24 protein-coding genes and 1 tRNA gene are annotated in these 23,593 nt (G+C 71.7%); 9 read left to right on the top strand and 16 right to left on the bottom strand.

Annotated elements, in window-relative coordinates:
• Positions 1-26: 26 nt before the first annotated feature.
• Positions 27-992: a nucleoside hydrolase gene (locus LR269_RS07035; RefSeq protein ID WP_231430044.1), complete on the top strand. Its 966-nt coding sequence runs from the start codon at positions 27-29 to the stop codon at positions 990-992.
• A gap of 27 nt (positions 993-1,019) precedes the next feature.
• Here the strand turns inward: LR269_RS07035 and LR269_RS07030 are convergent, their stop codons facing one another.
• The 3 genes from LR269_RS07030 to LR269_RS07020 form a co-directional block, all read right to left on the bottom strand.
• Positions 1,020-1,601 (bottom strand): NUDIX hydrolase family protein, encoded by a 582-nt coding sequence (locus LR269_RS07030; RefSeq protein WP_231430043.1) that lies wholly within the window; start codon positions 1,599-1,601, stop codon positions 1,020-1,022.
• 65 nt (positions 1,602-1,666) lie between these two features.
• On the bottom strand, positions 1,667-2,227 hold the full coding sequence (locus tag LR269_RS07025; RefSeq protein WP_231430042.1) for a gluconokinase: 561 nt from the start codon (positions 2,225-2,227) through the stop codon (positions 1,667-1,669).
• A gap of 16 nt (positions 2,228-2,243) precedes the next feature.
• On the bottom strand, positions 2,244-3,680 hold the full coding sequence (locus LR269_RS07020; RefSeq protein ID WP_231430041.1) for a GntP family permease: 1,437 nt from the start codon (positions 3,678-3,680) through the stop codon (positions 2,244-2,246).
• A gap of 126 nt (positions 3,681-3,806) precedes the next feature.
• On the opposite strand from LR269_RS07020, the gene LR269_RS07015 reads away from it, so the two are divergent.
• Together LR269_RS07015 and LR269_RS07010 are read left to right on the top strand one after the other, a co-directional pair.
• Entirely contained in the window at positions 3,807-4,565 is a 759-nt protein-coding gene (locus tag LR269_RS07015) for a FadR/GntR family transcriptional regulator (protein WP_231430040.1), read from the top strand.
• Complete coding sequence (locus LR269_RS07010; protein WP_231430039.1) at positions 4,562-5,209, top strand: alpha/beta hydrolase; 648 nt, start codon at positions 4,562-4,564, stop codon at positions 5,207-5,209. The genes LR269_RS07015 and LR269_RS07010 overlap by 4 nt, the downstream gene beginning before the upstream one ends.
• Position 5,210: 1 nt before the next feature.
• On the opposite strand, the gene LR269_RS07005 is transcribed toward LR269_RS07010, so the two are convergent.
• Positions 5,211-5,579, bottom strand: coding sequence for a DUF5997 family protein (locus LR269_RS07005; protein ID WP_231432269.1), 369 nt, complete (start codon positions 5,577-5,579; stop codon positions 5,211-5,213).
• 152 nt (positions 5,580-5,731) lie between these two features.
• On the opposite strand from LR269_RS07005, the gene LR269_RS07000 reads away from it, so the two are divergent.
• Both LR269_RS07000 and LR269_RS06995 read left to right on the top strand, forming a co-directional pair.
• Positions 5,732-6,442 carry a LysR family substrate-binding domain-containing protein gene (locus LR269_RS07000; protein WP_231430038.1) on the top strand — a complete coding sequence of 237 codons (711 nt, stop codon included), beginning with the start codon at positions 5,732-5,734 and terminating at the stop codon, positions 6,440-6,442.
• The gene (locus tag LR269_RS06995; RefSeq protein WP_231430037.1) at positions 6,439-7,182 is read left to right on the top strand and encodes a glutamine amidotransferase; all 744 of its coding nucleotides are present in this window, start codon (positions 6,439-6,441) and stop codon (positions 7,180-7,182) included. Before LR269_RS07000 ends, LR269_RS06995 begins: the two co-directional genes overlap by 4 nt.
• An 88-nt stretch (positions 7,183-7,270) precedes the next feature.
• Here LR269_RS06995 and LR269_RS06990 read toward each other — a convergent pair whose 3' ends face one another.
• The 3 genes from LR269_RS06990 to LR269_RS06980 all read right to left on the bottom strand — a co-directional run bounded on the left by LR269_RS06990 (position 7,271) and on the right by LR269_RS06980 (position 8,909).
• The gene (locus tag LR269_RS06990; protein ID WP_231430036.1) at positions 7,271-7,543 is read right to left on the bottom strand and encodes a GlsB/YeaQ/YmgE family stress response membrane protein; all 273 of its coding nucleotides are present in this window, start codon (positions 7,541-7,543) and stop codon (positions 7,271-7,273) included.
• Between the two features lie 95 nt (positions 7,544-7,638).
• The gene (locus tag LR269_RS06985; RefSeq protein ID WP_231430035.1) at positions 7,639-8,421 is read right to left on the bottom strand and encodes a membrane protein insertase YidC; all 783 of its coding nucleotides are present in this window, start codon (positions 8,419-8,421) and stop codon (positions 7,639-7,641) included.
• A gap of 194 nt (positions 8,422-8,615) precedes the next feature.
• On the bottom strand, positions 8,616-8,909 hold the full coding sequence (locus LR269_RS06980) for a DUF6412 domain-containing protein (RefSeq protein ID WP_231430034.1): 294 nt from the start codon (positions 8,907-8,909) through the stop codon (positions 8,616-8,618).
• 120 nt (positions 8,910-9,029) lie between these two features.
• On the opposite strand from LR269_RS06980, the gene LR269_RS06975 reads away from it, so the two are divergent.
• Positions 9,030-10,088, top strand: a complete 1,059-nt coding sequence (locus LR269_RS06975) for a DNA polymerase IV (protein WP_231432268.1) — start codon at positions 9,030-9,032, stop codon at positions 10,086-10,088.
• A 21-nt stretch (positions 10,089-10,109) separates the two neighbouring features.
• On the opposite strand, the gene LR269_RS06970 is transcribed toward LR269_RS06975, so the two are convergent.
• The 3 genes from LR269_RS06970 to LR269_RS06960 all read right to left on the bottom strand — a co-directional run bounded on the left by LR269_RS06970 (position 10,110) and on the right by LR269_RS06960 (position 12,090).
• Positions 10,110-10,658 (bottom strand): GNAT family N-acetyltransferase, encoded by a 549-nt coding sequence (locus tag LR269_RS06970; protein ID WP_231430033.1) that lies wholly within the window; start codon positions 10,656-10,658, stop codon positions 10,110-10,112.
• Positions 10,659-10,727: 69 nt separating this feature from the next.
• Positions 10,728-10,818, bottom strand: a tRNA-Ser gene (locus tag LR269_RS06965).
• A 48-nt stretch (positions 10,819-10,866) separates the two neighbouring features.
• Complete coding sequence (locus tag LR269_RS06960; RefSeq protein ID WP_231430032.1) at positions 10,867-12,090, bottom strand: NAD(P)-binding domain-containing protein; 1,224 nt, start codon at positions 12,088-12,090, stop codon at positions 10,867-10,869.
• 175 nt (positions 12,091-12,265) lie between these two features.
• Between LR269_RS06960 and radA the strand changes: the two genes are divergently transcribed.
• Positions 12,266-13,630: a DNA repair protein RadA gene (gene radA, locus LR269_RS06955; RefSeq protein ID WP_231430031.1), complete on the top strand. Its 1,365-nt coding sequence runs from the start codon at positions 12,266-12,268 to the stop codon at positions 13,628-13,630.
• Between the two features lie 319 nt (positions 13,631-13,949).
• Here the strand turns inward: radA and LR269_RS06950 are convergent, their stop codons facing one another.
• The 4 genes from LR269_RS06950 to LR269_RS06935 form a co-directional block, all read right to left on the bottom strand.
• Entirely contained in the window at positions 13,950-14,357 is a 408-nt protein-coding gene (locus LR269_RS06950; protein WP_231430030.1) for a dehydrogenase, read from the bottom strand.
• 238 nt (positions 14,358-14,595) lie between these two features.
• Positions 14,596-15,240 (bottom strand): hypothetical protein, encoded by a 645-nt coding sequence (locus tag LR269_RS06945; RefSeq protein ID WP_231430029.1) that lies wholly within the window; start codon positions 15,238-15,240, stop codon positions 14,596-14,598.
• A gap of 77 nt (positions 15,241-15,317) precedes the next feature.
• Entirely contained in the window at positions 15,318-15,824 is a 507-nt protein-coding gene (locus LR269_RS06940) for an amino-acid N-acetyltransferase (protein ID WP_231430028.1), read from the bottom strand.
• A 97-nt stretch (positions 15,825-15,921) separates the two neighbouring features.
• On the bottom strand, positions 15,922-18,450 hold the full coding sequence (locus LR269_RS06935) for an ATP-dependent Clp protease ATP-binding subunit (RefSeq protein ID WP_231430027.1): 2,529 nt from the start codon (positions 18,448-18,450) through the stop codon (positions 15,922-15,924).
• Between the two features lie 180 nt (positions 18,451-18,630).
• Between LR269_RS06935 and LR269_RS06930 the strand changes: the two genes are divergently transcribed.
• Both LR269_RS06930 and LR269_RS06925 read left to right on the top strand, forming a co-directional pair.
• Positions 18,631-19,245: a hypothetical protein gene (locus LR269_RS06930; protein WP_231430026.1), complete on the top strand. Its 615-nt coding sequence runs from the start codon at positions 18,631-18,633 to the stop codon at positions 19,243-19,245.
• On the top strand, positions 19,245-19,478 hold the full coding sequence (locus LR269_RS06925) for a helix-turn-helix transcriptional regulator (RefSeq protein ID WP_231430025.1): 234 nt from the start codon (positions 19,245-19,247) through the stop codon (positions 19,476-19,478). The genes LR269_RS06930 and LR269_RS06925 overlap by 1 nt, the downstream gene beginning before the upstream one ends.
• 67 nt (positions 19,479-19,545) lie before the next feature.
• On the opposite strand, the gene LR269_RS06920 is transcribed toward LR269_RS06925, so the two are convergent.
• Both LR269_RS06920 and LR269_RS06915 read right to left on the bottom strand, forming a co-directional pair.
• On the bottom strand, positions 19,546-22,917 hold the full coding sequence (locus LR269_RS06920; protein WP_231430024.1) for an LPXTG cell wall anchor domain-containing protein: 3,372 nt from the start codon (positions 22,915-22,917) through the stop codon (positions 19,546-19,548).
• A gap of 174 nt (positions 22,918-23,091) precedes the next feature.
• Positions 23,092-23,544, bottom strand: coding sequence for a hypothetical protein (locus LR269_RS06915; RefSeq protein ID WP_231430023.1), 453 nt, complete (start codon positions 23,542-23,544; stop codon positions 23,092-23,094).
• Between the last annotated feature and the right edge of the window lie 49 nt (positions 23,545-23,593).

Raw genomic sequence — 23,593 nt, 5'->3', positions numbered from 1 at the left:
GCGACGTCGGAGCGTATCGAGACATCATGCCCACTCCCGTCATCCTCGACGTCGACACCGGTGTCGACGACGCCCTCGCGATCCTGTTCGCCGTCGCCCACCCCGATCTCGACGTGCTCGGCATCACGTGCGTCGCCGGCAACGCGTCGCTCGAGCAGGTCGTCGACAACACGCTGCGCGTGCTCGATGCCGCGGCAGCGGGAGACATCCCGGTCGCCGCAGGAGCCCACCGGCCGCTCATCGCACCGGCGCGCTCGGCCTCGCACGTGCACGGCGCCGACGGACTCGGGGGCCTCGTCCTCCCGGCGACCCGCCGCACGGCGCGCCCCGAGCACGCGGTCGAGCTGCTCCGCCGCCTGATCATGGACCGCGCCGAGCCGGTGACGCTCGTCGCCCTGGCGCCGCAGACGAACCTCGCGCTTCTGCTGCGCACCCACCCCGAGGTCGCCGGGCGCATCGAGCGCATCGTCGTCATGGGCGGGTCGGCGAGCGTCGGCAACGCCACGGCGGTCGCGGAGTTCAACGTCTGGCACGACCCCGAGGCCGCCGCGATCGTGTTCGATGCAGGGGTGCCCGTCTACATGTACGGGCTCGACGTGTTCAACCGCGTCTCGGTCGCCGCCGACCGGGCGCATGCGCTCGAGCGCGGCGACCACTCAGTCGGCCGCATCGTCGGCGAGCTGCTCGGCTCGCGCATCGCCTTGAGCGAGGACGAGCACGCCGAGTACACGGGCCTCATCGGCGACGCCGGCGCGGTGTGCTCGATCGTCGAACCGGCCGCGCTGCGCACCGAGCGCCGGCCCGTCCGGGTCGAGCTCGCCGGCCTCGGCCGCGGTCAGACCCTCGTCGACCGGCGCGAGTTCGCCGGAGAGGACGTGGTGCACGGACTCGTCGACCCATGGCCCGTGGTCGAGGTCGCCCTCGACGTCGATGCCGACCGCGTGGCCCGGCTGTTCCTCGACACCGTGCTCGCGCTGCCGTCCGGAGCCTGATCCGGCGCCGGCCGCACCCGTTGCCGCCTAGTGCAGGGCGCCGACCGAGGCGAGCGCCTGCGCGACGAGCACTCCGCGTCCGCCCTCCATCTCGTCGGCGACCGGCTTCGCGACGGCCTCCTGCGGCGTCATCCAGGTCACCTCGAGCGCATCCTGCCGTGGCTCGCACGTGCCCGTGACCGGCACGACGTACACGAGCGAGACCGCGTGCTGGCGCTCGTCGGTGAACGGCGAGATGCCGGGCAGCGGGAAGTACTCGGCCACGGCCGCGGGCACCGGGCTCGCCGGCAGCAGCGGAAAGGCCATCGGTCCGAGGTCCTTCTCGAGGTGGCGGAAGAGCGCGTCGCGGATCGTCTCGCCGTACATGACCCGCCCCGAGACGAGCGTGCGCGTCATCTCGCCGAGCGCGTTCGCCCGCAGGAGCATGCCGACCTCGCCGACCTGGCCGAGCCCGTCGACCCGCACCGGCACGGCCTCGACGTAGAGCAGGGGCAGCCGGCCGCGCACCTCGGCGAGCTCGAGATCGCTCAGCCAACCCGGATTCGCCGGCGGCCGGACGGCGGGTTCGTCGTCGGGATTCCAGTCGGGATCGGGGGTGCGCACGCTCATGCCTCCGATTCTGCCCCACGATGTGCGCAGCCGTCGGGGATTCCGGCACGGTCGGCGCGAATGCCTCAGCCCGCGTCGCGCCCGAGCCCGAGGCGCGCGAGCGTCTGGGCGACCTCATCTTCTGGGGAGCCCTGCGCGTCGACGACGATGCCGCGCTCGCCCGGCCCCAGCGGTTCGAGCGTCTCGAACTGCGAGCCGAGCAGCGACGCCGGCATGTAGTGGCCGGTGCGATGCTCGAGCCTTCCCGCGATGAGCTCCCGGGCGCCCTCGAGGTGCACGAAGACGACGTTCGGCCGCGCCAGCCGGTCGCGGTAGGCCCGCTTGAGCGCCGAGCACGTGATCACGGCGGGCTCGCCGGCGGCCAGGTGCCCGTCGATCCAGGCTGCGATGCGATCGAGCCAGGGCCACCGGTCGTCGTCGGTGAGGGGGGTGCCGCTCGCCATCTTGGCGACGTTGGCCTCGGGGTGCAGGGCGTCGCCCTCCTGGAGATCCCAGCCGAGGCGCTCGGCGATGAGCTCGGCGAAGGTCGTCTTGCCGCTGCCCGACACTCCCATGACGACGAGCACTGGCGGGTGCTCGACCTCGATCGGGGATGCCTCGGGGGCGGCCTCGCGCGCGTCGTTCATGATCGTCCTCCCCCGCTCACGCGACGAACGGGCTCAGCGCGAGCACGCCCGCGAGGCCGACGAGGGAGATGAGGCACTCGAGCACGGTCCACGACTTCAGGGTCTGGCCGATCGTGAGGCCGAAGTACTCCTTGATGAGCCAGAACCCGGCGTCGTTCACGTGCGAGAGGAAGACCGAGCCCGATCCGATCGCGAGCACGAGCAGCGACGTCGCACCGGCCGAGAGGTCGAGGTCGGCGACGAGCGGCTGCAGGATGCCGGCGGCCGTGATCGTGGCGACGGTCGCCGAGCCGGTGGCGACGCGGATGAGCACGGCGACGAGCCAGGCGAGGGCGAGCACGACGGCGAGGGAGCCGCCGATGCCCGAGATCGCGTCGGCGATGACCTGCCCGATCGTCGAGTCGACGAGCACCTGCTTGAAGCCGCCGCCGGCGCCGACGATGAGGAGGATGCCCGCGATCGGAGGCAGCGACGAGCCGACCGAGGCGGCGATCTCGTCGCGCCCCATGCGGCCGCCGCGGCCGAGCACGACCATGCCGACGAGCACGGCGAGGAGCAGCGCGATGACCGGCTTGCCGAGGAAGTCGACGACGAGCTTCCACGCGTCGCCCGAGGTCGGAGCGACGATGTTCGCGAGCGACGAGGCGAGCATGAGCACGACCGGCAGCAGGATGCAGAAGAGTGCAGCCCCGAACGAGGGGCGCGGCTTCGACGACACGTCCTCGCCGCGGTCCTCCGCGGTGACGAAGAGGTCGGGCACCGGGACCTTCACCCAGCGGGCGGCGAGCTTCGAGAACAGCGGGCCGGCGATGATGACGGCCGGGATCGCGACGATCACGCCGAAGAGGAGGGTCTGGCCGAGGTCGGCGCCGACGAGGTCGATCGCGGCGAGGGGCCCGGGGTGCGGCGGCACGAGGCCGTGCATCGCCGAGAGGCCCGCGAGCGTGGGGATCGCGATGCGCATGAGCGGCAGCCCCGAACGGCGCGCGACGAGGATGATGACGGGCACGAGCAGCACGAGGCCGACCTCGAAGAACATCGGGAGGCCGATGAGGGCGCCGACGCCGCCCATGACCCAGGGCAGCGCCTGCACGCTCGAGCGCGCGATGAGGGTGTCGACGATGCGGTCGGCGCCGCCGGAGTCGGCGAGCAGCTTGCCGAAGATCGCGCCGAGCGCGATCAGCACGCCCACCCCGCCCATGGTCGCGCCGAAGCCGTTGGTGAAGCTCAGGATCGTCTGCACCGCGGTCATGCCGGCCACGAGGCCGGTCACGATGGCGCCGATCATGAGCGAGATGAAGGGATGCAGCTTCACCCAGGTGATGAGCACGACGATGACGGCGATGCCGACGAGTGCGGCGGTGATGAGCTGCCATTCGGGCGCCGTGGTGGTCGGGACGACGGGATCGGCGGCGGAGACGAGCGCTGCAGCGGTGGAGAGCACGGTGGACATTGGCCTGAACTTCCTCGGTCTGGCGGACTGGGTGAGGTGACTCTACATATATGTAGGGCATATTTCAAGGCACGCCTCATAACGCCGGGCATTTCACTCGAGCGACGCCTCGGCGATAATCAGTGGATGGATGCTTCGCCGAACGGTTCGTCCGCCCTGCACGAGCGGGTGATCGAGTCGCTGGGCGCGGACATCGTCTCCGGCCGGCTCGCCCCCGGCGCGCGCATCCTGACGACCGACATCGCCGAGCGCTTCGGCGCCTCCCGCTCGGCGCTGCGCGAGGTGGTGCGCGTGCTCGAGTCGATGGGCCTCGTGGAGGTGCGCCGGCGCGCCGGCGTCGAGATCCTGCCGCCCGAGCGCTGGAACCCGTACTCCACCCGGCTCATCAGGTGGCGGCTCGCGGGCCCCGACCGGATCGAGACCCTGCATGCGCTCAGCCAGCTGCGCAGCGCGGTCGAACCGCTCGCGGCGCGACTCGCCGCCGAGCACGCCGCGCCCGCGCAGCGCACCGCGCTCATCGCCGCCGTCACGGGCATGACCGAGCGGGCGCGCGAGGCCGACGAGGCGCCCTACCTCGAGCACGACGTCGCGTTCCACGCCGCGGTGCTGGATGCCTCGGGCAACCCGTTCCTCGCCGCCCTCGGTCCGGTCGTGGGCGAGGTGCTGCGCGGGCGCACGCAGCACGCGCTGATGCCGCACGAGGCGAACCCGACGGCGCTCCGGCTCCACCAGGAGGTCGCGTTCGCCATCACCGAGGGCCGGCCCGACGAGGCCGAACGCGCCCTCGCCGCGATCGTCTCCGAGGCCGACCAGGCGGTGCAGGCGGTCGCGGACGTGACGCCGGGCGACGCCGACGCGACCGATTCCCCGGAGGAGGGGCGATGATCATCGACGACGAGGCCGTGCTCTGGTCGGCCGCCGGCGAGGACCGCGCCGATCGGCCGCTGCTGGTGCTGCTCCATGGCTACAACTCGAACGAGGGCGACCTGTTCGGCCTCGCGCCCTACCTGCCGCTGCAGCCGGTCATCGCCTCGCTGCGCGCGCCGCTCGACGCAGGGTACGGCTACGCATGGTTCGAGGTCTTCGACGAGCGCGGCCGCATCGACGACGACTCCCCCGCGAAGCAGGCCGAGTCGCAGGCAGCCGCCGAAGCGGTGCTCGCGTGGGTCGATCGCGCCGCGCCCGGCACGCCGGTCGGTCTCGTCGGCTTCTCGCAGGGTGGCGCGCTGTGCCTCGAGCTCCTGCGCCTCGCACCCGAGCGCTTCGAGTTCGCGGCCATCCTGGCCGGCTTCGCGATGCCCGGCGAGCGCGACGGCGACGCCCGGCTCGCGACGGTGCGGCCGCCGGTCTTCTGGGGTCGCGGCACCCTCGACGAGGTCATCCCCGCGGCGTCCGTCGCCCGGACGCAGGACTGGCTGCCCGGGCACGCGACCGTCGACGCGCGCATCTACGAGGGCCTCGGTCACTCCGTCTCCGAGGCGGAGCTCGCGGACCTCACCGGCTTCCTGCGCGACCGCTACGCCGCGTGAACTACTCCGCCGAACGCGCCGCCCGCTCGCGGTCGCGCTCGGCGACGCGCTGCTTCTCGGCGCGCACGGCGGCCTGGGTCGCGCGCTCCTCGACGAGCCATTGCGGCGGTGCCGCGAGGAGGGCCTTGATCTCGGCCGTCGTGAGCGCGTCGCTGACGCCCGCGCGTGCGAGGCCGGAGTTCGAGACGCCGAGCTTCGCGGCGACGACCTGACGCGGGTGCGGTCCCTCTCGGCGCAGCGTCGCGAGCCACTCGGGCGGGTCGGCCTGCAACGCGTCGACCTCGTCGCGGGTGATCGCGTGGTCGCGGAACTCCTCGGGCGCGGCGGAGAGCAGGATGCCGAGCTTCTTCGCCGCGGTCTCGGCCTTCATGGTCTGCGACTTCTTGGCCCGGGGCTGCTTCTCGCGCGGCTCGGCGGCCGGCGACTCGTTCTCGCTCACCCTGCAACCGTAGCCGACGGTAGCCTGAGAGGCACCGGCACGCGGGACGACGCGTGCCGGCACGACCGCGAACAGGGGGCGACATGGCGTTGCGACTCGACTACGTCGCGGGCGTCTCCCCGTCGAAGTGGCTGCGAGCCTGGGGCGAGCGACGTGCCGACCTGCCCCTCGAGGCCGCCAGGGTCGACGAGTCCGTGCAGCTCGACCGGCTGCGCTCGGGCGAGGTCGACCTCGCATTCGTCCGGCTGCCGGTCGACGCCGACGGCTTGCACCTCATCCCGCTCTGGGAGGAGCTCGCGGTCGTGGTGCTCCCGAAGGACCACGCCTTCGCCGAGGAGGCCGAGCTCTCGCTCGCCGACCTCGGCGGCGAGCCGGTCGCCCCGGTGCAGACCGACCCCGCCATGACCCTCGAACTCGTCGCCGCCGGTACCGGCTATGCGATCGTGCCGCACTCGATCGCGAGGCTCCACCACCGGCGCGACGTCGTGGCGATCCCGCTCTCCGACGGCACCTCCACCCGCATCGCCCTCGTCTGGCGGGTCGAACGCGACGACGACGACATCCAGGAGTTCGTCGGCGTCGTGCGCGGACGCGGCGTGCGCAGCTCGCGGGGCGACGAGGCGCCGACGATGAAGCCGGCGAAGGCGGCCAAGCTCGCGGCCGCCGAGCGGCGCGCCGCCGACGGCAGGGGCGGAAAGGCCGGCGGAGCGAAGGGCGGCAAGGCCGCGTCCGGGCGGGCCGCCCCGCGCACCGGTCAGGGGGCCAAGCAGCGGCATCGGCGGCGTGGCCGATGACCGCGCCGAAGCCGTTCCTCTTCCTCTCCGCCCGCCCCGAGGTCGAGGCCGTCGGGCCCGAGTACGAGTCGGTGCGCCGTGCGATGCGCCTCGATGCCGGCCGGCTCGAGCACCACCGCCTCGACGTCGAACCGCTCGGCGAGGTGCGCCTCGACGCGTTCGCGGGCATCGTCGTCGGCGGCAGCCCGTACAACGTGACGACCCCCGAGGATCATAAGCATCCCGTCCAGCAGCGGGTCGAGGCGGAGCTCGCCGCCCTGGCGGAGCGCGCCCTCGACATCGGGTTCCCCGTGATGTTCACCTGCTACGGCATCGGCGTGCTGACCCGCGTGCTCGGCGGACGCGTCGGCACCCGGTACGGCGAGAACGCCGCCGCCGTCGAGATCGCGCTCACCGCCGACGGCGTGGCCGACCCGCTCGTCGGTACGCTGCCCGGCCGCTTCGACGCGCTCGTCGGCCACAAGGAGTCGACCGAGCTCCTGCCGGCCGACGCGGTCCTCCTCGCGTCGTCGGCGGGCTGCCCGGTGCAGATCTACCGGGTGGGCCCGAGCGTGTACGCGACCCAGTTCCACCCCGAGGTCACGACCGACGACTTCATCGCGCGGGCGCAGGTGTACCGGCACCACGGCTACTTCCCGGCGAGCGAACTGCGCGAGGTCTCGCGGCGCCTCGCCGAGGCATCCGTGACCGAACCGCAGCGCCTGCTGGCGCGCTTCGTCGAGCTCGCCGACGCGCGCTGACCGACCGGGCCGACGAGACGCATGCCGCTGGGGGCATCCACCTCGTCGACCCGGTGACCGGGCCGGTCGGCGACCGGCCCGCGCCTGGTCAGGCGGTGCTCTTGCTGTTGCCCCGGGTGATGAGGCCCCAGATCAGCAGCACGACGATCGACCCGGCGATGGCGAGCAGCCACGTGCCGAGATCCCAGAACTCCGTCAGGGGGCGGTTGAGGATGAGGCTGCCCAGCCAGCCTCCCAGCAGGGCGCCGACTACGCCGAGCAGCAGCGTGACGAACCAGCCGCCGCCCTGCTTGCCGGGCAGGATCAGCTTGGCGATGGCGCCGGCGATGAGGCCGAGCACCAGGAAAGCGAGGAAACTCATGGCAGCTCCTTCGATTCGGATGCCTCAACCGAACCACCGCGGGCGACGCGCGGCAAGGGCTTGTGCGGCGCGGCGCCGACACGGTATCGGTGCGGTCACGCCGGCTCGGGCAGCGGATACGCGCGCCGGAGCACCATGCGCTGCCCGAGCGTCCACGCGACGGTGACGAGCAGGTAGAGCGCGGCCGCGAGCGGAACGAACATCGCGACCACGGCGGTCGCGTACTGCAAGAGGCCGAGCATCCGCACGGCGGCGGGGTTCGCGAGCGGTGACGCGGATGCCTCGCCGGGGACGCGCCCGGCCGGCGGCGCCGTCGACACCGGTGCGCGGAACACCCGCCGTGTCGTCTCGCCGACGAGAGCGATCGAGACGACGACGATCGCGAACACGGCGAGCGCCGACGGGGTGAGCGTGCCGACCGTGAGCATCCCCGCGAGGCTCGAGCCGAGGGGCACGCCCGCCAGCGTGTGCTGCAGCAGCGCGTTCGGGTGACCGGCGATCGCCTGCAGCACGAACAGGGCGTAGATCACGCCCACGACGGGTGCCTGCGCCAGCATGGGCAGGCAGCCCGCGAGGGGCGACGTGCCCTCGTCGCGGTAGAGCGCCATCATCTCGCGCTGGAGTCGCTCGGGCTGCTTCGCGAACCGGCGCTGCAGGGCGGCGAGCTTCGGCGCGAGCCGGGCCCGGCCCTGCTCGGCCTTCGCCTGCGAGACGCCGACGGGGATGAGCGCCGCACGCACGAGCAGCGTGACGAGGACGATCGCCGCCGCCGCGCTCGCGACGCCGATCAGCGGCTCGAGCAGGTCGGCCAGGCCGATGAGGAGGTCGTGCGCTCCGTCGAGGAGCGCGGCGATGGGAGGAAAGCTGTAGAGGTCCAAGGTGTGATCCGTTCGCGGTCGAGGAAACTGGGTTCCGTCTGGCCGCGCGGACGCTGCGACGTCGTGCCACCGGTCGACGAGTCATCCGTCCGGTCGTCCGCCCACGGCGGGTCGCCGCCGGTGGGGTCGCCGACCGTCGGCGGGTCGCCGTCGGCAGGTCCGCCCGCGGTCGGCGGGCGTTCGATCGTCGCGCGCTACGCGGCCGCGAGGCCGCGGCCCGGTGCCCTCGGCCGTGCTCGTCCTGGGGCGTCGGGGTCGCTCTGCGAGAGCAGCGCACCCGGATCGGCGGTCTGCCGCAGGCGTCGAGCGGCGCCCGAGGCGTCCGCCGCGACGAGCGCGGGCAGCGCCCGGACCGCGAGCACGACCACCGCGAGCGCGGCGGCGCCGACGACGCCCACGAGCAGCACCGCGAGCGTCGCGTTCGACGCGAGCGCGAGCTCGAGCGAGGCCTGGAGGTAGCGGAAGAGCTCGGCGATCAGCTCGATCACGGCGGCGCTCCCCTCATCGGTCGTGCCCGCCCTCCGACGTGGGCGGGACGCGATCAACGCTAACACCCGGCGGCTGCGAGGCGGCAGACTGGCGGGGTGACCCGGCCCGTGCGCCCGTGGGTGCTGCACGTCGACCTCGACCAGTTCATCGCAGCGGTCGAGGTCCTGCGCCGCCCCGAACTCGCCGGGCGGCCGGTGATCGTGGGCGGGCGCGGCGACCCGACCGAGCGCGCGGTGGTGTCGACCGCCTCGTACGAGGCGCGCGAGTACGGCGTCGGGTCGGGGATGCCGCTGCGCATCGCCGCGCGCAAGGTTCCGGATGCCGTCATCCTGCCGGTCGACGCCGAGGCGTACCTCGCCGCCTCCGACGAGGTGATGTCGACGCTCCGGTCGCAGCCGGGCGCGACCGTGCAGGTGCTCGGCTGGGACGAGGCGTTCGTCGGCGTCGAGCTCGACGACCCCGAGGCCTACGCACGCCGCCTGCAGCAGGCGGTGCTCGACCGCACGGCCCTGCACTGCAGCGTCGGCATCGGCGACACGCTCGTGCGGGCGAAGGTCGCGACCGGGTTCGGCAAGCCGCGCGGGGTGTTCCGGCTGACGGCCGACAACTGGCTCGAGGTCATGGGGCAGCGCCCCACGCGGGACCTCTGGGGCGTGGGCGCCAAGATCTCGCGTCGGCTCGCCGGGCACGGCATCACGACCGTGGCCGAGCTCGCCGCTGCCGACCCCGAGGTGCTCGCCGCCGAGTTCGGCCCGCGGATGGGGCCCTGGTACGGCGAGCTCGGGCGCGGGGAGGGCTCCCGCGTCGTCGACGACACGCCATGGGTGGCCCGCGGGCACAGTCGCGAGACGACCTACCAGCGCGACCTCACCGACCCGGCCGAGGTCGACGCGGCCCTGCACGCGCTCTTCGAGCAGGTGTGGGCCGACATCGTCGCCGAGGGACGACCCGTCGTCGGCGTCACCCTGAAGGTGCGGTACGCCCCGTTCATCACGACGACGCACCAACGCAGGATCGCGACGACCGGCGATCGCGACGTCGCCCTCGCGAGCGTCGAGGCGCTCGCCGGCGACCGCATCGAGCCCGGACGGCCCGTTCGCCTGCTCGGCCTGCGCCTCGAGATGCCGATGCCGGAGGAGGCCCGGGAGGGGCACACGCCGACGCGCAGCGGGTGGTGAGCGCGCTCGGCCGTCGCCTGCTCAGTCCTCGAGCAGCCGCTCGAACAGCACGTGGTCCTGCCACTCGCCCGCGATGCGGAGGTAGCGCCGGGCGAGCCCGAACCGCTCGAAGCCGTTGCGCTCGAGCACCCGCTGCGAGGCGAGGTTGTGCACGAGGGTGCCGGCCTGCACCCGGTGCAGGCCGGCCGCGCGAGCGTGGTGCAGCGCGATGCCGACTGCGGTCGTCGCAAGGCCCTGTCCGGTGAACCGGCCGTCGACCCAGTACCCGAGGTGGGCGTTCTGGAAGACGCCGCGCACGAGGTCGGAGAGGTTCACGCGGCCGACGATCTCTGCGCCCTCGTCGCCTGCGGCGAGGACGAGGGGAATGAGGGCGCCCGCCTCGAGCCGGAGCATCGCGCCCGCGACATCCCGTTCATGCCATGACGTCGTGAAGAACTCGGGGGTGCGCAGGGGCTCCCACGGTGCGAGGTGCTCACGATTGCGCTCGTAGGCCGCGGCGAGCGCGGGGCCGTCGCCGGGTGCGAGCAGGCGCATCACGACCCCGCCGTCGAGTTCGACCGGTTCGAGCATCCGCGCCTCCCGCGTTCACGACTCACGCTGAAACGACGAACCCCGCGACCTTGCGATCGCGGGGTTCGGTGGCGGTGACGGTGGGATTTGAACCCACGGTAGGGGGTTACCCTACACAACTTTTCGAGAGTTGCACCTTCGGCCGCTCGGACACGTCACCGGGATCGATAGTAGACGACGACGGGCCCAGTACCAAAACGAGGGCGCCTCACGCCGCGGCGATCGCGCGGGCGATCGCGGTCGCGTCCGCACCGACGCCCATGAGCAGCGGCGACCGGCGGGTCGTCATCCATGGCACGCCGATGAACCACAGCCGGGACGAGCGAGGGCTGCGCCCGCCCTCCTGCACCGGGAACCCGTGTTCGTCGGTGACGCCGTCGAGCTCGATCCAGCCGTAGTCGGGTCGGTAGCCGCACGCGACGATCACTGCGGCGACCCTGGCCAGCCGTGGCGGCGCGACCGCCACGGGAGCAGGCGGATCGGCGGGCAGCTCCTCCGGGCCGGGCAGGCCCCACGCGGCCGAGATCGCAGTGGCCGCCTGCCAGACCTGGCGATAGGCCTCGTCGCCCTTCGCGACGGAGGCGGCGAGGTCGTCGGCCACGACGAGCCGATCGCCGTCGATGCCGAGCACGCGGCCGCAGAGGTGCACGCCCTCGTCGGCGAGCGTGCGCAGGTTGAGGTCCTGACCGCCGTGGTTGCCGGTCACGAGCGGATTCGCAGCGACCCGCACGGCGACCGAGGGCTGGTCGGCGAGCGTCTGCTCGAAGAAGCCGGCCGCCTCGAGCCAGTCGATGCCGTCGCGGCCGGCGACCCTCCGCGGGATCGCCGGGGCGGATCCCGCCGCCATCACGACCTCCCGGCCGGCGGCGAAGAGCTCGTCGGCCAGCTGCGCCGCGCTCTGCCCGCCGCCGACGACGAGCACGACGCCGTCGGGCAGGTCGTCGGGCACGTCGTTGGGCGACCGGTAGTCCGTCGAGCCGAGCACGGGCATCCGATGCGCGAGCTCCTGCGCCCACGCCGGGCGCCGCTCGTGCTGGTAGGCGCCGGTCGCGACGACGACACGGCGGGCGCGGATGCCTCCGGCCGGGGTGTCGGCGACCAAGGCGTCGTCGCCGTCGAGGCGGAGCGCGGTCACCGGGCGATGCTCCTCGACGGGCGCGCCGAACGAGGCGGCGTACCGCTGCAGGTGCGCGATGACCTCGTCGCGCGACAGGTAGCCCGAGCCGTACGGCCCGTGGTACTCGCCGCCCGGCAGCCGGATGAAGTGGTTCGGGGTCACGAGGTGGAACGAGTCCCACCGATCGGCCCACGTGCTGCCGACCGTCTCGCTGTCGAGCACGACGTGCTCCACGCCCTCGGCGGTGAGTTCGTGGCTCATCGCGAGGCCCGCCTGGCCCGCACCGATCACGAGCACGTCGACGTCGGCTCGCATGTCTCGACGGTACGCCCGCGTGCGACGAGCCGCGACTCCCCCGATCGGGAGGTGCGCGGCCCGCCGCGGCGGCGATCCGCGGCGGGCGGCCTGCTGCGTCGGCCTGCTGCGTCGGCCCTTCGCTGCGGCGGCCGTTCGCACGGGTGGTGTCGGCGGCCACGGGTAGTCTCTGGGCATGGCCCGCCCCACCTCCTCCTTCCGCTGCACCGAGTGCGGGTGGACCACCGTCAAGTGGGTCGGCCGCTGCGTCGAGTGCCAGCAGTGGGGCACCGTCGTCGACGCGGCCGAACAGACCGGCATCGTGCGCGGGCTGCAGGCCGTGAAGGTCGGCGAGGCGCGCTCGGCCCGGCCCATCGTCGAGGTCGAGACCACCGACGCGGCGCACCGGCCGAGCGGCATCGGCGAGTTCGACCGCGTGCTCGGCGGTGGCATCGTCGCAGGGGCGGCCATCCTGCTCTCGGGCGAGCCCGGCGTCGGCAAGTCGACCCTGTTGCTCGAGGTCGCCGCCCGGGTCGCGGCCACCGGCCGCCGGGTGCTCTACGTGACCGCCGAAGAGTCGACGGCCCAGGTCCGCCTGCGGGCGGGTCGCACCGGTGCGCTGCACGGCGAGCTCTACCTCGCCGCCGAGACCGACCTGGCGACGATCCTCGGCCAGATCGATGCGACCTCGCCCGAGCTCCTCATCGTCGACTCGGTGCAGACCGTCTCGTCGTCGCTCTCCGACGGCCTGCCGGGGCAGCCGAGCCAGGTCCGCGAGGTCGCCTCCACGCTCATCCGGGTCGCGAAAGAGCGGCAACTGCCGCTGCTGCTCGTCGGCCATGTCACGAAAGACGGCTCGATCGCGGGGCCGCGCTTGCTCGAGCACCTCGTCGACGTCGTCTGCCAGTTCGAAGGCGACCGGCAGACGGCGCTGCGCTTCGTGCGCGCGCTCAAGAACCGGTTCGGTCCCACCGATGAGGTCGGCTGCTTCGAGATGACGGGCGAGGGCATCGCCGAGGTGCCCGACCCGTCGGGGCTGTTCCGCTCGACCGGGCGACGCGAGGTGAGCGGCACGTGCGTGACGGTCGCGCTCGAGGGCCGCCGCGCGCTGCCCGTCGAGGTGCAGGCGCTCGTCGTCGCGACGAAGGCCCCGCAGCCGCGTCGCGTCGTCAACGGCGTCGACCCGTCACGCGTGGCGATGATCATCGCGGTGCTCGAGCGGCGCGCCGGGCTCAAGGCACTCGGCGAGCACGACGTGTACGTGTCGACGGTCGGCGGCGTGCGGCTCGCCGAGCCGGGTGCCGACCTCGCGATCGCCGTCGCCATCGCCTCGGCCATGCGCGACGCCGCGGTGCCGCACGAGCTGGCCGCCTTCGGCGAGATCAGCCTCGCCGGCGAGGTGCGGCCGGTGACCGCCGCGAAGCAGCGCACCGCCGAAGCTCGCCGTCTGGGCTACACGACGATCCTCGACGTCGAGGCCGGCAGCGTTCGCGCCGCCGTCGCCCGGGCGATGCTCGCGTCGACCGACTCCCGCCAGCGCGAGCTCGACGCGGCGTTCTGACGCGTCGTCGGCACCGGGAGTTCGCCGGGTCTCACCCGACTCGGCCGGCGCGCGGTCGGTCGGTCGGCACCATCCCGGATGCGGGGTGCTCCTGCTCGGAGTTGCAGGACTATTCGGCGGGCACCCGTGCAGACGGGGCCGCCGGCCCGCTCATCCTGCAACTTCGAGCCACTCGGATCTCCGGGGCACGCAGCGTGCCGGAGGCGCACGCAGCGTGCCGGAGGCCGGGGCTCCCCGCAAGGAGTTGCAGGACTATTCGGCGGGCACCCGTGCATACGGGGCCACCGACCCGCTCATCCTGCAACTTCGAGAAGCCGCGTCAGACCTCGAGTGCGCGCAGCAGCTCGGCGGGCGATGCCTGCATGGGATGCGGCCCGGCGATGTCGAGGAACACCGTCGTGATCGTCGACTCGTGGCGCTTGAGGAACCCGCGCAGCCAGGCGGGGCTGTGCAGGCCGACCGCGGGCGGCAGGTTCGCCGGCTTGTTCACCGCGTCGCTGAAGAGCAGCAGCGCGACCTCACCGGTGTTCGGGTCGCGGTACGTCCACACCTCGCCGCCGTCGAGCGGCCTGTCGCGCGGACCCGGCTTGATGAGCGGCACGACCGTGTTGCCGTTGCGCAGTGCGAGGGCGACGGCCGCCATGTCCTGCCGTTCGAGCGCCTCGGCGAGCGCCTGCGAGCGGAACTCGACCGGCGGCTTCGCCTTCTTCTTCGCCTTGCCTGCCATGCCTTCCAGCGTAGCCGGGCCGCCGTGCCGGGGAGTCGGCCGGGAACGGGGCCGCACTCGCGGGCGACGGTCGGGTATCCGTCGGATCGAACCACGAGTGCGACCCCCGGGTGATCTCGCCCTGCCAGGCCCTCGACCATCCCTGCACCCGAGTGTCCCCCGGTTCGCTCCGTTCGGGGTACGCCCAGTTCGAGGGTCAGTGCCGGCCCGGCGGGAGCGGCGACCTCGAGCGACACCGTCAGTAGAGCAGGAACTGCTTCTTCTCGGCCGAGTCGAAGCCGTCGATCGACACCGCCAGGTAGTACGAGGCGCCGCCGGCCGGGACCGACTCACGGGGCCCCTCGCAGGTGTCCTTGCTCGAACGCGTGCGGTCCCAGGCGATCGGCGAGCTCGACGAGATCGGCTTGCCCGGCTGCAGCGACACCTCGGCGTCGATCGCGTCGACCTGGCAGTCGGTCGACGTCCAGTAGACGTCGTCGCCGCTCGTGATCGTGAAGACCTGGGCCTTCGTGCCGGCGTTCAGCACGCACACGTTCTTGCCGGTGTTCTCGATCGTCACCGAGAGCTGCGGCTGCTGGCCGGCCTCGTACGACGACTTGTCGGTGATCGGCTCGACCACGATCTGCTCGGGTGCGCAGGGGTCGCCGTCGGCCGCGGTGGGCTCGGTCGGAATCGTCGTCGACTCGGGGTCGCTCGTCTTCGTGGCGTCCGTCGCGGCCGGCTTGCCGTCGCCGGTCGAGGGCTCTTCGCCCTGGCTCGCGCCCGGCCGCACGATGATGAGCACGATCGCGGCGACGACCGCGAGCAGCACCAGCAGCACGACGACCCGACGGCGCCGGTACACCTGAGGTGACGGGCGTCCGGCCGGAGGGTTCGTCGACATGGTCACAGGGTACGACCGAGCGGCGCCCACCCCGACGCAGCCGGTCGGCGGGTTTCGACAAGCTCCCGGAGGACGGTTCAGAGCCGTTTCAGCATGCGGGTGTTGCCGAGCGTGTTCTGCTTGACGCGGGCGAGGTCGAGGAACTCGGCGACGCCCTCGTCGTGCGAGCGCACGAGCTCGGCGTAGACCTCGGGGTCGACGGTCTCGGCGCCCATGTCCATGAAGCCGTGCCGCCCGAAGAACTCGACCTCGAACGTGAGGCAGAACAGCCGTGAGAGGCCGAGCTCGCGGGCGTCGGCCTCGAGCGCGTCGAGCAGTGCGTGGCCGACCCCCCGGCCGAGCCAGTCCTCGCCCACCGCGAGCGTGCGCACCTCGCCGAGGTCCTCCCACATGACGTGCAGCGCCCCGGCCCCGATGATCCGCCCGTCGGCCGTCTCCGCGACGCGGAACTCCTGGATGGCGCCGTAGAGGTCGACCCGCTCCTTGCCGAGCAGGATGCGTCGGGTGACGAACGGCTCCACGACGTCGATGATCTTCGGCACATCGCTCGTGCGCGCACGGCGCACGTGGAACTCGGTCGTCATCCGCCCATCGTATTGCCGCGTGGGTGACGATGACGACGGCGGGCGGACACGACGAGGGGGCGGATGCCGCAGCATCCGCCCCCTCGTATCGTGTGCGCTACTCGCCCGATGCGGCCGCGAGGTCGGGCGTGGCCGTGCCGGTGCCGAGGGCGGCGTTCGCGTTCACGCCGACGTTCGCCGGCAGCGCCCGCTGCGACGTCGTGAAGACGAACTCGCCGTTCTGGAAGTCGACGTGCACGTGGTCGCCCGCGTTGAGCTCGCCGTGCAGGATCTTCTCGCTCAGCCGGTCTTCGACCTCGCGCTGCACGGCACGGCGCAGCGGGCGGGCGCCGAGCGCCGGGTCGAACCCGACCTCGATGAGCCGCTCCTTCGCCGCCTGCGTGAGCTCGATCGTCATGTCGCGGTCGAGCAGGCGCTCGCTGAGGCGCTTGAGGAAGAGGTCGACGATCTGCAGCAGCTCGGGCTTCGAGAGCTGCGGGAACACGATGATCTCATCGACGCGGTTGAGGAACTCGGGCTTGAAGTGCTTCTTGAGCTCTTCGTTGACCTTGCCGCGCATGAGGTCGTACCCGGTGCGGGTGTCGCCCTCGAGCTGGAAGCCGACCGGCCCGCCCGAGATGTCCTTCGTGCCGAGGTTCGTCGTCATGATGATGACGGTGTTCTTGAAGTCGACGACGCGACCCTGACCGTCGGTCAGACGACCCTCCTCGAGGATCTGCAGGAGCGAGTTGAAGATGTCGGGGTGCGCCTTCTCGATCTCGTCGAAGAGCACGACGCTGAACGGCTTGCGGCGGACCTTCTCGGTGAGCTGGCCGCCCTCTTCGAAGCCGACGAACCCGGGAGGGGCGCCGAAGAGCCGCGAGACGGTGTGCTTCTCGCCGTACTCCGACATGTCGAGCGAGATCATCGCGGCCTCGTCGTCGAAGAGGAACTCGGCGAGCGCCTTCGCGAGCTCGGTCTTGCCGACGCCCGTGGGGCCGGCGAAGATGAACGAGCCCGAGGGGCGCTTCGGGTCCTTCAGGCCCGCACGGGTGCGCCGGATCGTCTTCGAGAGGGCGGAGATCGCCTCCTCCTGGCCGATGACGCGCTCGTGCAGCGCCTTCTCCATGAAGACGAGCCGGCTCGACTCCTCTTCGGTGAGCTTGAAGACGGGGATGCCGGTGGCCTGGGCGAGCACCTCGGCGATCAGGCCCTCGTCGACGACCGCGGTGGTCTTGACGTCGCCCGACTTCCACTGCTTCTCGAGGCGCAGACGCTCGCCGAGCAGGTTCTTCTCCTCGTCGCGCAGCGACGCGGCCTTCTCGAAGTCCTGCTCCTCGATCGCCGTCTCCTTCGCGGCGCGGACCACGGCGATCTTCTCGTCGAACTCGCGCAGCTCGGGCGGCGACGACAGGATCGACAGGCGCAGGCGCGCGCCGGCCTCGTCGATCAGGTCGATCGCCTTGTCGGGCAGGAAGCGGTCGCTGATGTAGCGGTCGGCGAGGTTCGCCGCGGCGACGATGGCGCCGTCGGTGATCGACACCTTGTGGTGCGCCTCGTAGCGGTCGCGCAGGCCCTTGAGGATGTTGATCGCGTGGGGCAGGCTCGGCTCGGCGACCTGGATCGGCTGGAACCGGCGCTCGAGCGCGGCGTCCTTCTCGAAGTGCTTGCGGTACTCGTCGAGCGTGGTCGCACCGATCGTCTGCAGCTCGCCGCGGGCGAGCAGCGGCTTCAGGATCGACGCGGCGTCGATCGCGCCCTCGGCGGCGCCGGCACCCACGAGGGTGTGGATCTCGTCGATGAAGACGATGATGTCGCCGCGAGTGCGGATCTCTTTGGTGACCTTCTTCAGGCGCTCTTCGAAGTCGCCGCGGTAGCGGGAACCGGCGATGAGCGAGCCGAGGTCGAGCGAGTAGAGCTGCTTGTCCTTCAGCGTCTCGGGCACCTCGCCCTTGACGATCGCCTGCGCGAGGCCCTCGACGACGGCGGTCTTGCCGACGCCGGGCTCGCCGATGAGCACGGGGTTGTTCTTGGAGCGGCGCGAGAGGATCTGCATGACCCGCTCGATCTCCTTCTCACGGCCGATCACCGGGTCGAGCTTCGACTCGCGAGCGGCCTGCGTGAGGTTGCGGCCGAACTGGTCGAGGATCTGCGAGCCGCCCTGCGGGGTCTGCTGCTCGTTCGCGCCGACCTGCACCTGTTCCTTGCCCTGGTAGCCCGAGAGCAGCTGGATGACCTGCTGGCGCACGCGGTTGAGGTCGGCGCCGAGCTTGACGAGCACCTGGGCGGCGACGCCCTCGCCCTCGCGGATCAGGCCGAGGAGGATGTGCTCGGTGCCGATGTAGTTGTGGCCCAGCTGCAGCGCCTCGCGGAGCGAGAGCTCGAGCACCTTCTTGGCGCGCGGCGTGAACGGGATGTGCCCCGTCGGCTGCTGCTGGCCCTGGCCGATGATGTCCTGCACCTGCTCGCGCACCGCGTCGAGCGAGATGCCGAGCGATTCGAGCGCCTTGGCGGCGACGCCTTCACCCTCATGGATGAGCCCGAGCAGGATGTGCTCGGTGCCGATGTAGTTGTGGTTGAGCATCTTGGCCTCTTCTTGGGCCAGGACGACGACACGACGGGCTCGGTCGGTGAATCTCTCGAACATGCTCTACTCCTCACGGCCCCACTGGGCAGGGGACGTCGTTACATCGAGCGTAAACACTCGGGATGCCTCGTGGGCCGGTGTTCGCCGTGGGCGCATCGCGATGCAGTGGTTGACGCGAGACCGCGGATGGGTCATTGTTATCGATATTCGATGTTAATGATTTTCGATATGGAGCTGCGAATGTCCCTCATCGCCGACACCCGACTCAGCCGGAGCGACCAGGCCGGCATGTTCCTGACCATCGCCATCGCGGCGGTGGCGATCGTCACCACCGTGTGGCAGGCGGTCGCGCGCCTCGTCGAAGTGGTGCCCGGCCGCGACGTCCCCGTCCTCGTCCCGTTCATCGGCGAGGCGGCGACACTGCCCATCGGCCCCGACGGCGCCCCGATCGAGGTCGACGTCGAACAGGCGGTCGTGACGGTGCCGCAACCGGCCGCCGCGACGCAGTTCGCCCTCGTCGCCGAGCCGATCGTCGTCGCGCTCGCGGTCACCGCCGGGGTCGTGCTGCTCGCCCTGCTCTGCTGGAACCTCGCCAGGGGGCGGGCGTTCACGCGCGCGAACACGCGCATCATCTGGTGGGGCTCGGCCGCGATCACGGCCGGATGGGTGCTCGGGTCGCTCTTCCAGACCATGTCGGTGAACGGGGCCCTCTCGGCCGTCAGCGAGTACACCTACGACGGCATCACCTTCTCGATCAGCTGGGTGCCGTTCTTCGCGGTGCTCGTGCTCGCCGTCGTCGGGGCCGCATTCCAGGTCGGCGAGCGGCTGCAGCGCGACGCCGAGGGCCTCGTCTGATGGCCCCCGCCGAACCCGACGAGGCCTCCGACGTGCACTGCCGGCTCGATGAGCTGCTCGAGGCGAGGGGCATGACGCTGACGAGGCTCAGCGAGCTCGTCGGGGTCTCGATCGTGAACCTCAGCGTGCTGAAGAACGATCGCGCCAGAGCCATCCGGTTCTCGACGCTGCAGGCGATCTGCGAAGCGCTCGAGTGCGAGGTCGGCGACCTGCTGGTCGTGCGCCCGCGCTGAACGACGACGGGCCGCCGGGCCAGGAAATCAGATCCTGCCCGACGGCCCGTCGATCGGTCGCCCGGCGTTACGCCTTCACCGTACGGCGGCGGCGCATGAAGAGCAGCAGGCCACCCGCGGCGATCACCGCGAGGCCGACCCAGCCGGCCGTCAGGCTCGCGCCCGTCGACGGCAGCGGCGGCTGCTCGGGCGTGACCGGCGCGCAGTCCTCGCTCGACGCCGAACCGTTCCAGAACTCGATCGTCGCCGAGTTCAGCGTGCCGCTGCCCTCGTCGCTCGAGCCGACCGCGCAGTCGGCCTGGTCGGAGGTCACATCCGACGCGACGTCGGCGGTCACCTCGACGGCGTAGACGTGCTCACCGCCGGCCGGCAGCACCGCGGTCGTGACCGCGATGTCGTCGATGCCATCCCAGTCCGGGTTGATCTCGATGCCCTCGGGGCCCGTGATCTCGGCCGAGATCGGCGTGATGCCGTCGCCGAACTTCAGCTCGTCGGTGAGGTCGTACGACTCGTCCGTCGCCGACAGGCTCGTCACGGTGATCGTGTACGAGACATCCCACGTGCCGTCGCCGTTGTCGACGGCCGGGCCGTCGACGGTCTTGGCGATGTCGAGCGGGCCGCGTGCGACGTTCTCGATGTCGCAGGCGATCAGGTCGCCCGGCTGCACCGTGAAGTCGCTCGCGTCGATCGGCGACGGGCCGGCCTCGCCGACCGGGTCGACCGTGCACACGAGGTCGCCCGCGACCCAGCCCTCGCCCGGGTCGGCCTCGGCGAGCGAGAAGCGGCCGCCGGGCAGGACGCCCTCGAACACCGCGGTGCCCTCGCCGCCCTCGGTCGTGACGCTCTCGACGACGGGGTCGCCGGCAGGCGCGCCCTCGGCGTCGAGCGGGGTCAGCTCGAAGTCGAAGGTGCCGTCGCCGCCGACGGCGGACTTCGTGACCTCGATCTGGCCGGGCACGGCCTCGTTCGTCAGCGCGCATTCGATCTCGGTGTCGATCTCAGCGGTGAACTGGAAGCCGGGTGCGTCGCCGTTGCCGTCCTCGAGCGCGCCCTCGGCACCGGTGCAGGTGATGGCGCCCATGTTCCAGCCGTCGACCGAGGTCTCGAAGACCGTGTAGTCGTCGCCGGGCACGAGATCGGTCCACGTGACGCTGTCGGAGCCGTTTCCGGCGCCGCTCACCGTCTGGGTGCCGGGCTGCTCGCCGGGGACCGGCGAGATCGTGAGGTCGAACGCCCACTCGAAGCCGTCGGCGACGCCCTCGACGCTCTTGGTCACGGTGACCGAGCCCGGGAGCGCCTCGTTCGTGAACACGCAGGTCACGACGGCGCCGGGCTCGAGGACGACGGCCGTCGACGTGCCCTCGGGCGTGCCGCAGCTGATCGAGTCGAGCTCCCAGCCGTCAGGCAGCGTCTCGGCGACCGTGTAGTCGCCGGGCACGATGAGTCCCGAGCTCCACGGGTTCGCCTCGTCGTCGGTGGCGTCGTTGAGCGTGAACTGCTCGTCGGTGCCTTCACCGGTCAGCGAGAAGTCGAAGTCCTGGTCCCACTCACCGGGGATGGTCTCCTTGTCGACGCGGATCTCGCCGCGCTGCGTGTTCGTGTAGGTGCACTCGACGCGCTCACCCGGGTCGACATCGAGCACCGCCGAGAAGTCGGCGAGGTCGACGATCGTGCCCTGGTCGGGGTCGACGCAGACGAGGTTCGTCGTGTCGTAGCCCTCGAGCGCGGTCTCGGCGAGGTCGTAGCTGCCGGGCTCGACCGAGTAGAGCTCGCTGTCGCCCGATCCGTCGGTCGCGTCGATCGTGAACGTCGACGGGTCCTCCAGCCAGCTGCCGGTGTACTCGAAGACGGCGCCCTCGGTGCCGTCGACGACCTTGTGCACCTGGATCTCGCCGTTCTGCGTGTTCGTGAAGACGCAGTGGGTGCCCTCGCCCGCGACGGTGGTCACGGTCTCGCCGTCGGCGATATCCGTTCCCTCCGGCGAGCAGGTGACGTCGGTGAGGTTCCAGCCCTCGGGCACGGTCTCGGTCACGGGCACCTCGCTGCCGGGCGCGAAGTAGACCGGCGCGCTCGTCTGGCCGTCGGTCAGCTGCACGGCAGTGCCGTCGACGTCGAAGTCGAACGTCTGGGCCGAGGCGTCGGGCAGCGTCTGCTTCTCGACGGTGACCCACGAGGTCGTGTTCACGATCGTGCAGGCGGTCACGTTGCCCTCTTCGACCGGGAACACGTCGTCGGGTGAGGTGAGCTCGATGATGCGGTCGTCGATCTGGCAGCTCATCGACAGCAGCTCCCACGGCACGCCGTCGGGGATGACCTCGCCGAGCGTGTAGTCCTCGCCCGCGAAGACGTCGGGCCACACGTCGGTCTCGCCGATGCGCAGCGTCTCGTCGATCGCCGTCTGGTCGGGGTAGATGTCGCCCCCGCCCGCGCGCTCCACCGTGTAGGCGAAGTCGACGGTCGAGGTGATGCCCTGCGGGTCGGAGAGCTTCGTGACGCTCAGGGCACCGCAGTTCGTGATCACGAGCGGGTTCTGCGGCTGGAAGAAGTCGATGATCTCGGCGGTCGCCGAGTTGCCGGTGCGCGTGAACCCGATGCCGGTCGCGAAGCCCTCGCACGACTCCTCGTCGAAGAGGCCGACGCTCGAGAGGTCCACGGCGATCTCGCCGAACGTTCCCGCCTCGCCGGGCAGCGGCCCGGGGCCCTCCATGCGCGCTCCGACCGCCGCCTCGAACACGAGGGTCTGCTGGATCGGCACCCAGAGGCCCGGTCCGTCGGGGTCGGTGCAGTCGCCGTCGGCCGCGACCCAGCGCAGCGCTCCGGCGGTGGTCGTGTTGTTCGCCGAGTCGTAGTTGAACTCCACCGCGAAGTCGTCGCAGCGGCCGGCCTCTGGGCCCTCGAACGTCTGGAAGGTGCTCATGTCGCCCGAGCCGTCCAGGCGCGTCCAGTACATGTAGAGCACGACGTGCTCGTCGCCCTGGTCATCGGTGACGAACTCGTACGCCGCACCGCCGGTGCAGGCGTCGTCCTTGGCGTTGACGTTGGCCGGGGCCGGGGCCCACGGGTTGTCGTTCTGCTTCTGCGACCCGGGCGAGCCCGTCTGGTCGACGCCGGTACACGCGATGTCGGAGGCGCCGTTGTCCCATCCGCGCGTCGCGTAGACGATACCGGTCGACGAGAATCCCTGGTCGGTCGTGTACGGGGCCGACCCGAGGAAGTCCGACGTCCCCTCCGCGGGGAGCGGCGCCAGAATGCTGTCCCAGTCGGTGTCTCCGGGATCCGAGCCCTCCAGCGTCATGTTGCCGTCGATCTCGAACCCGGTCTGGAGACCACCGGGTTCGAGCGTGGCCGCCGACGCCGGTGCGGCGAGCAAGGCGGGAGTCAGGAGTGCGCCGAACAATGCGGCGATGGCGGCAGCAGCCGTCAGTTTGCTTCTGGGCACGAAGAACGTCCTCACGTGTCGGGTTGCCGTCCCGGGTGAACGGCGCACGTGATCGCAACGCTAGTGCGGCAGGACCCCTCACTTCAGGGTTCGATGCCGAACGTCTTACCCCAGTTCAGGGGTGATTTCCGATTCGGGGTACGAGGGTTCCGCGAACCGGGGTGCAGTACGCGGCTACTTGATCGGAACCGTGATCTCGGTGTCCTGCACCTCGACGACGAGCGGCTTCGTCGTCGTCACGTCCATCGGGGTCCAGAAGACGGTCGTGTGCGGCACGAGGTCCATGGTGCACATCTGGTTCTCGGGGTACTGCTTCATCTCGATCGCGACCCGGTTGCCCGTGGCGGCCGGTTCGACGACGCTGATGCGCTCGCCCACCGGCGGGCACGTCGAACTGCCCCACAGCGTGACCGAGAGCTGGCCGCCCTCGCCGACCCAGCCGGCCTGCGGCTCACCCGTGCCGTCGCCGCCCTCTTCACCGCTCGCCTCGCCCTCGTGATCGGACACGGGGGCACCCGAGTAGTTCTCGGCGGGCGTCTTCGGCGGCGCGCACGCCGCGAGCAGGAACACGGAAGCCAGGGCCGCGGCAGCGAGGCCGGCACGACGAAGACGCACGGAGGTAGCCATGCGGCAATGCTATCCGGTCGACCGCCGCTGATTCAGCCCGCCCGGCCGC

Source organism: Agromyces sp. S2-1-8 (assembly GCF_021129215.1).
Lineage (GTDB): Bacteria > Actinomycetota > Actinomycetes > Actinomycetales > Microbacteriaceae > Agromyces > Agromyces chromiiresistens.
Note: the sequence above shows the minus strand (reverse complement) of the source record. Positions and strands in the feature narration are given on the sequence as shown.

Coding starts and splice junctions, on each gene's coding strand:
- LR269_RS07035 (WP_231430044.1), top strand. CDS start 27: ATGCCCACTCCCGTCATCCTCGACGTCGACACCGGTGTCGACGACGCC.
- LR269_RS07030 (WP_231430043.1), bottom strand. CDS start 1,601: ATGAGCGTGCGCACCCCCGATCCCGACTGGAATCCCGACGACGAACCC.
- LR269_RS07025 (WP_231430042.1), bottom strand. CDS start 2,227: ATGAACGACGCGCGCGAGGCCGCCCCCGAGGCATCCCCGATCGAGGTC.
- LR269_RS07020 (WP_231430041.1), bottom strand. CDS start 3,680: ATGTCCACCGTGCTCTCCACCGCTGCAGCGCTCGTCTCCGCCGCCGAT.
- LR269_RS07015 (WP_231430040.1), top strand. CDS start 3,807: ATGGATGCTTCGCCGAACGGTTCGTCCGCCCTGCACGAGCGGGTGATC.
- LR269_RS07010 (WP_231430039.1), top strand. CDS start 4,562: ATGATCATCGACGACGAGGCCGTGCTCTGGTCGGCCGCCGGCGAGGAC.
- LR269_RS07005 (WP_231432269.1), bottom strand. CDS start 5,579: ATGAAGGCCGAGACCGCGGCGAAGAAGCTCGGCATCCTGCTCTCCGCC.
- LR269_RS07000 (WP_231430038.1), top strand. CDS start 5,732: ATGGCGTTGCGACTCGACTACGTCGCGGGCGTCTCCCCGTCGAAGTGG.
- LR269_RS06995 (WP_231430037.1), top strand. CDS start 6,439: ATGACCGCGCCGAAGCCGTTCCTCTTCCTCTCCGCCCGCCCCGAGGTC.
- LR269_RS06990 (WP_231430036.1), bottom strand. CDS start 7,543: ATGAGTTTCCTCGCTTTCCTGGTGCTCGGCCTCATCGCCGGCGCCATC.
- LR269_RS06970 (WP_231430033.1), bottom strand. CDS start 10,658: ATGCTCGAACCGGTCGAACTCGACGGCGGGGTCGTGATGCGCCTGCTC.
- LR269_RS06960 (WP_231430032.1), bottom strand. CDS start 12,090: ATGCGAGCCGACGTCGACGTGCTCGTGATCGGTGCGGGCCAGGCGGGC.
- radA (WP_231430031.1), top strand. CDS start 12,266: ATGGCCCGCCCCACCTCCTCCTTCCGCTGCACCGAGTGCGGGTGGACC.
- LR269_RS06950 (WP_231430030.1), bottom strand. CDS start 14,357: ATGGCAGGCAAGGCGAAGAAGAAGGCGAAGCCGCCGGTCGAGTTCCGC.
- LR269_RS06945 (WP_231430029.1), bottom strand. CDS start 15,240: ATGTCGACGAACCCTCCGGCCGGACGCCCGTCACCTCAGGTGTACCGG.
- LR269_RS06940 (WP_231430028.1), bottom strand. CDS start 15,824: ATGACGACCGAGTTCCACGTGCGCCGTGCGCGCACGAGCGATGTGCCG.
- LR269_RS06935 (WP_231430027.1), bottom strand. CDS start 18,450: ATGTTCGAGAGATTCACCGACCGAGCCCGTCGTGTCGTCGTCCTGGCC.
- LR269_RS06930 (WP_231430026.1), top strand. CDS start 18,631: ATGTCCCTCATCGCCGACACCCGACTCAGCCGGAGCGACCAGGCCGGC.
- LR269_RS06925 (WP_231430025.1), top strand. CDS start 19,245: ATGGCCCCCGCCGAACCCGACGAGGCCTCCGACGTGCACTGCCGGCTC.
- LR269_RS06915 (WP_231430023.1), bottom strand. CDS start 23,544: ATGGCTACCTCCGTGCGTCTTCGTCGTGCCGGCCTCGCTGCCGCGGCC.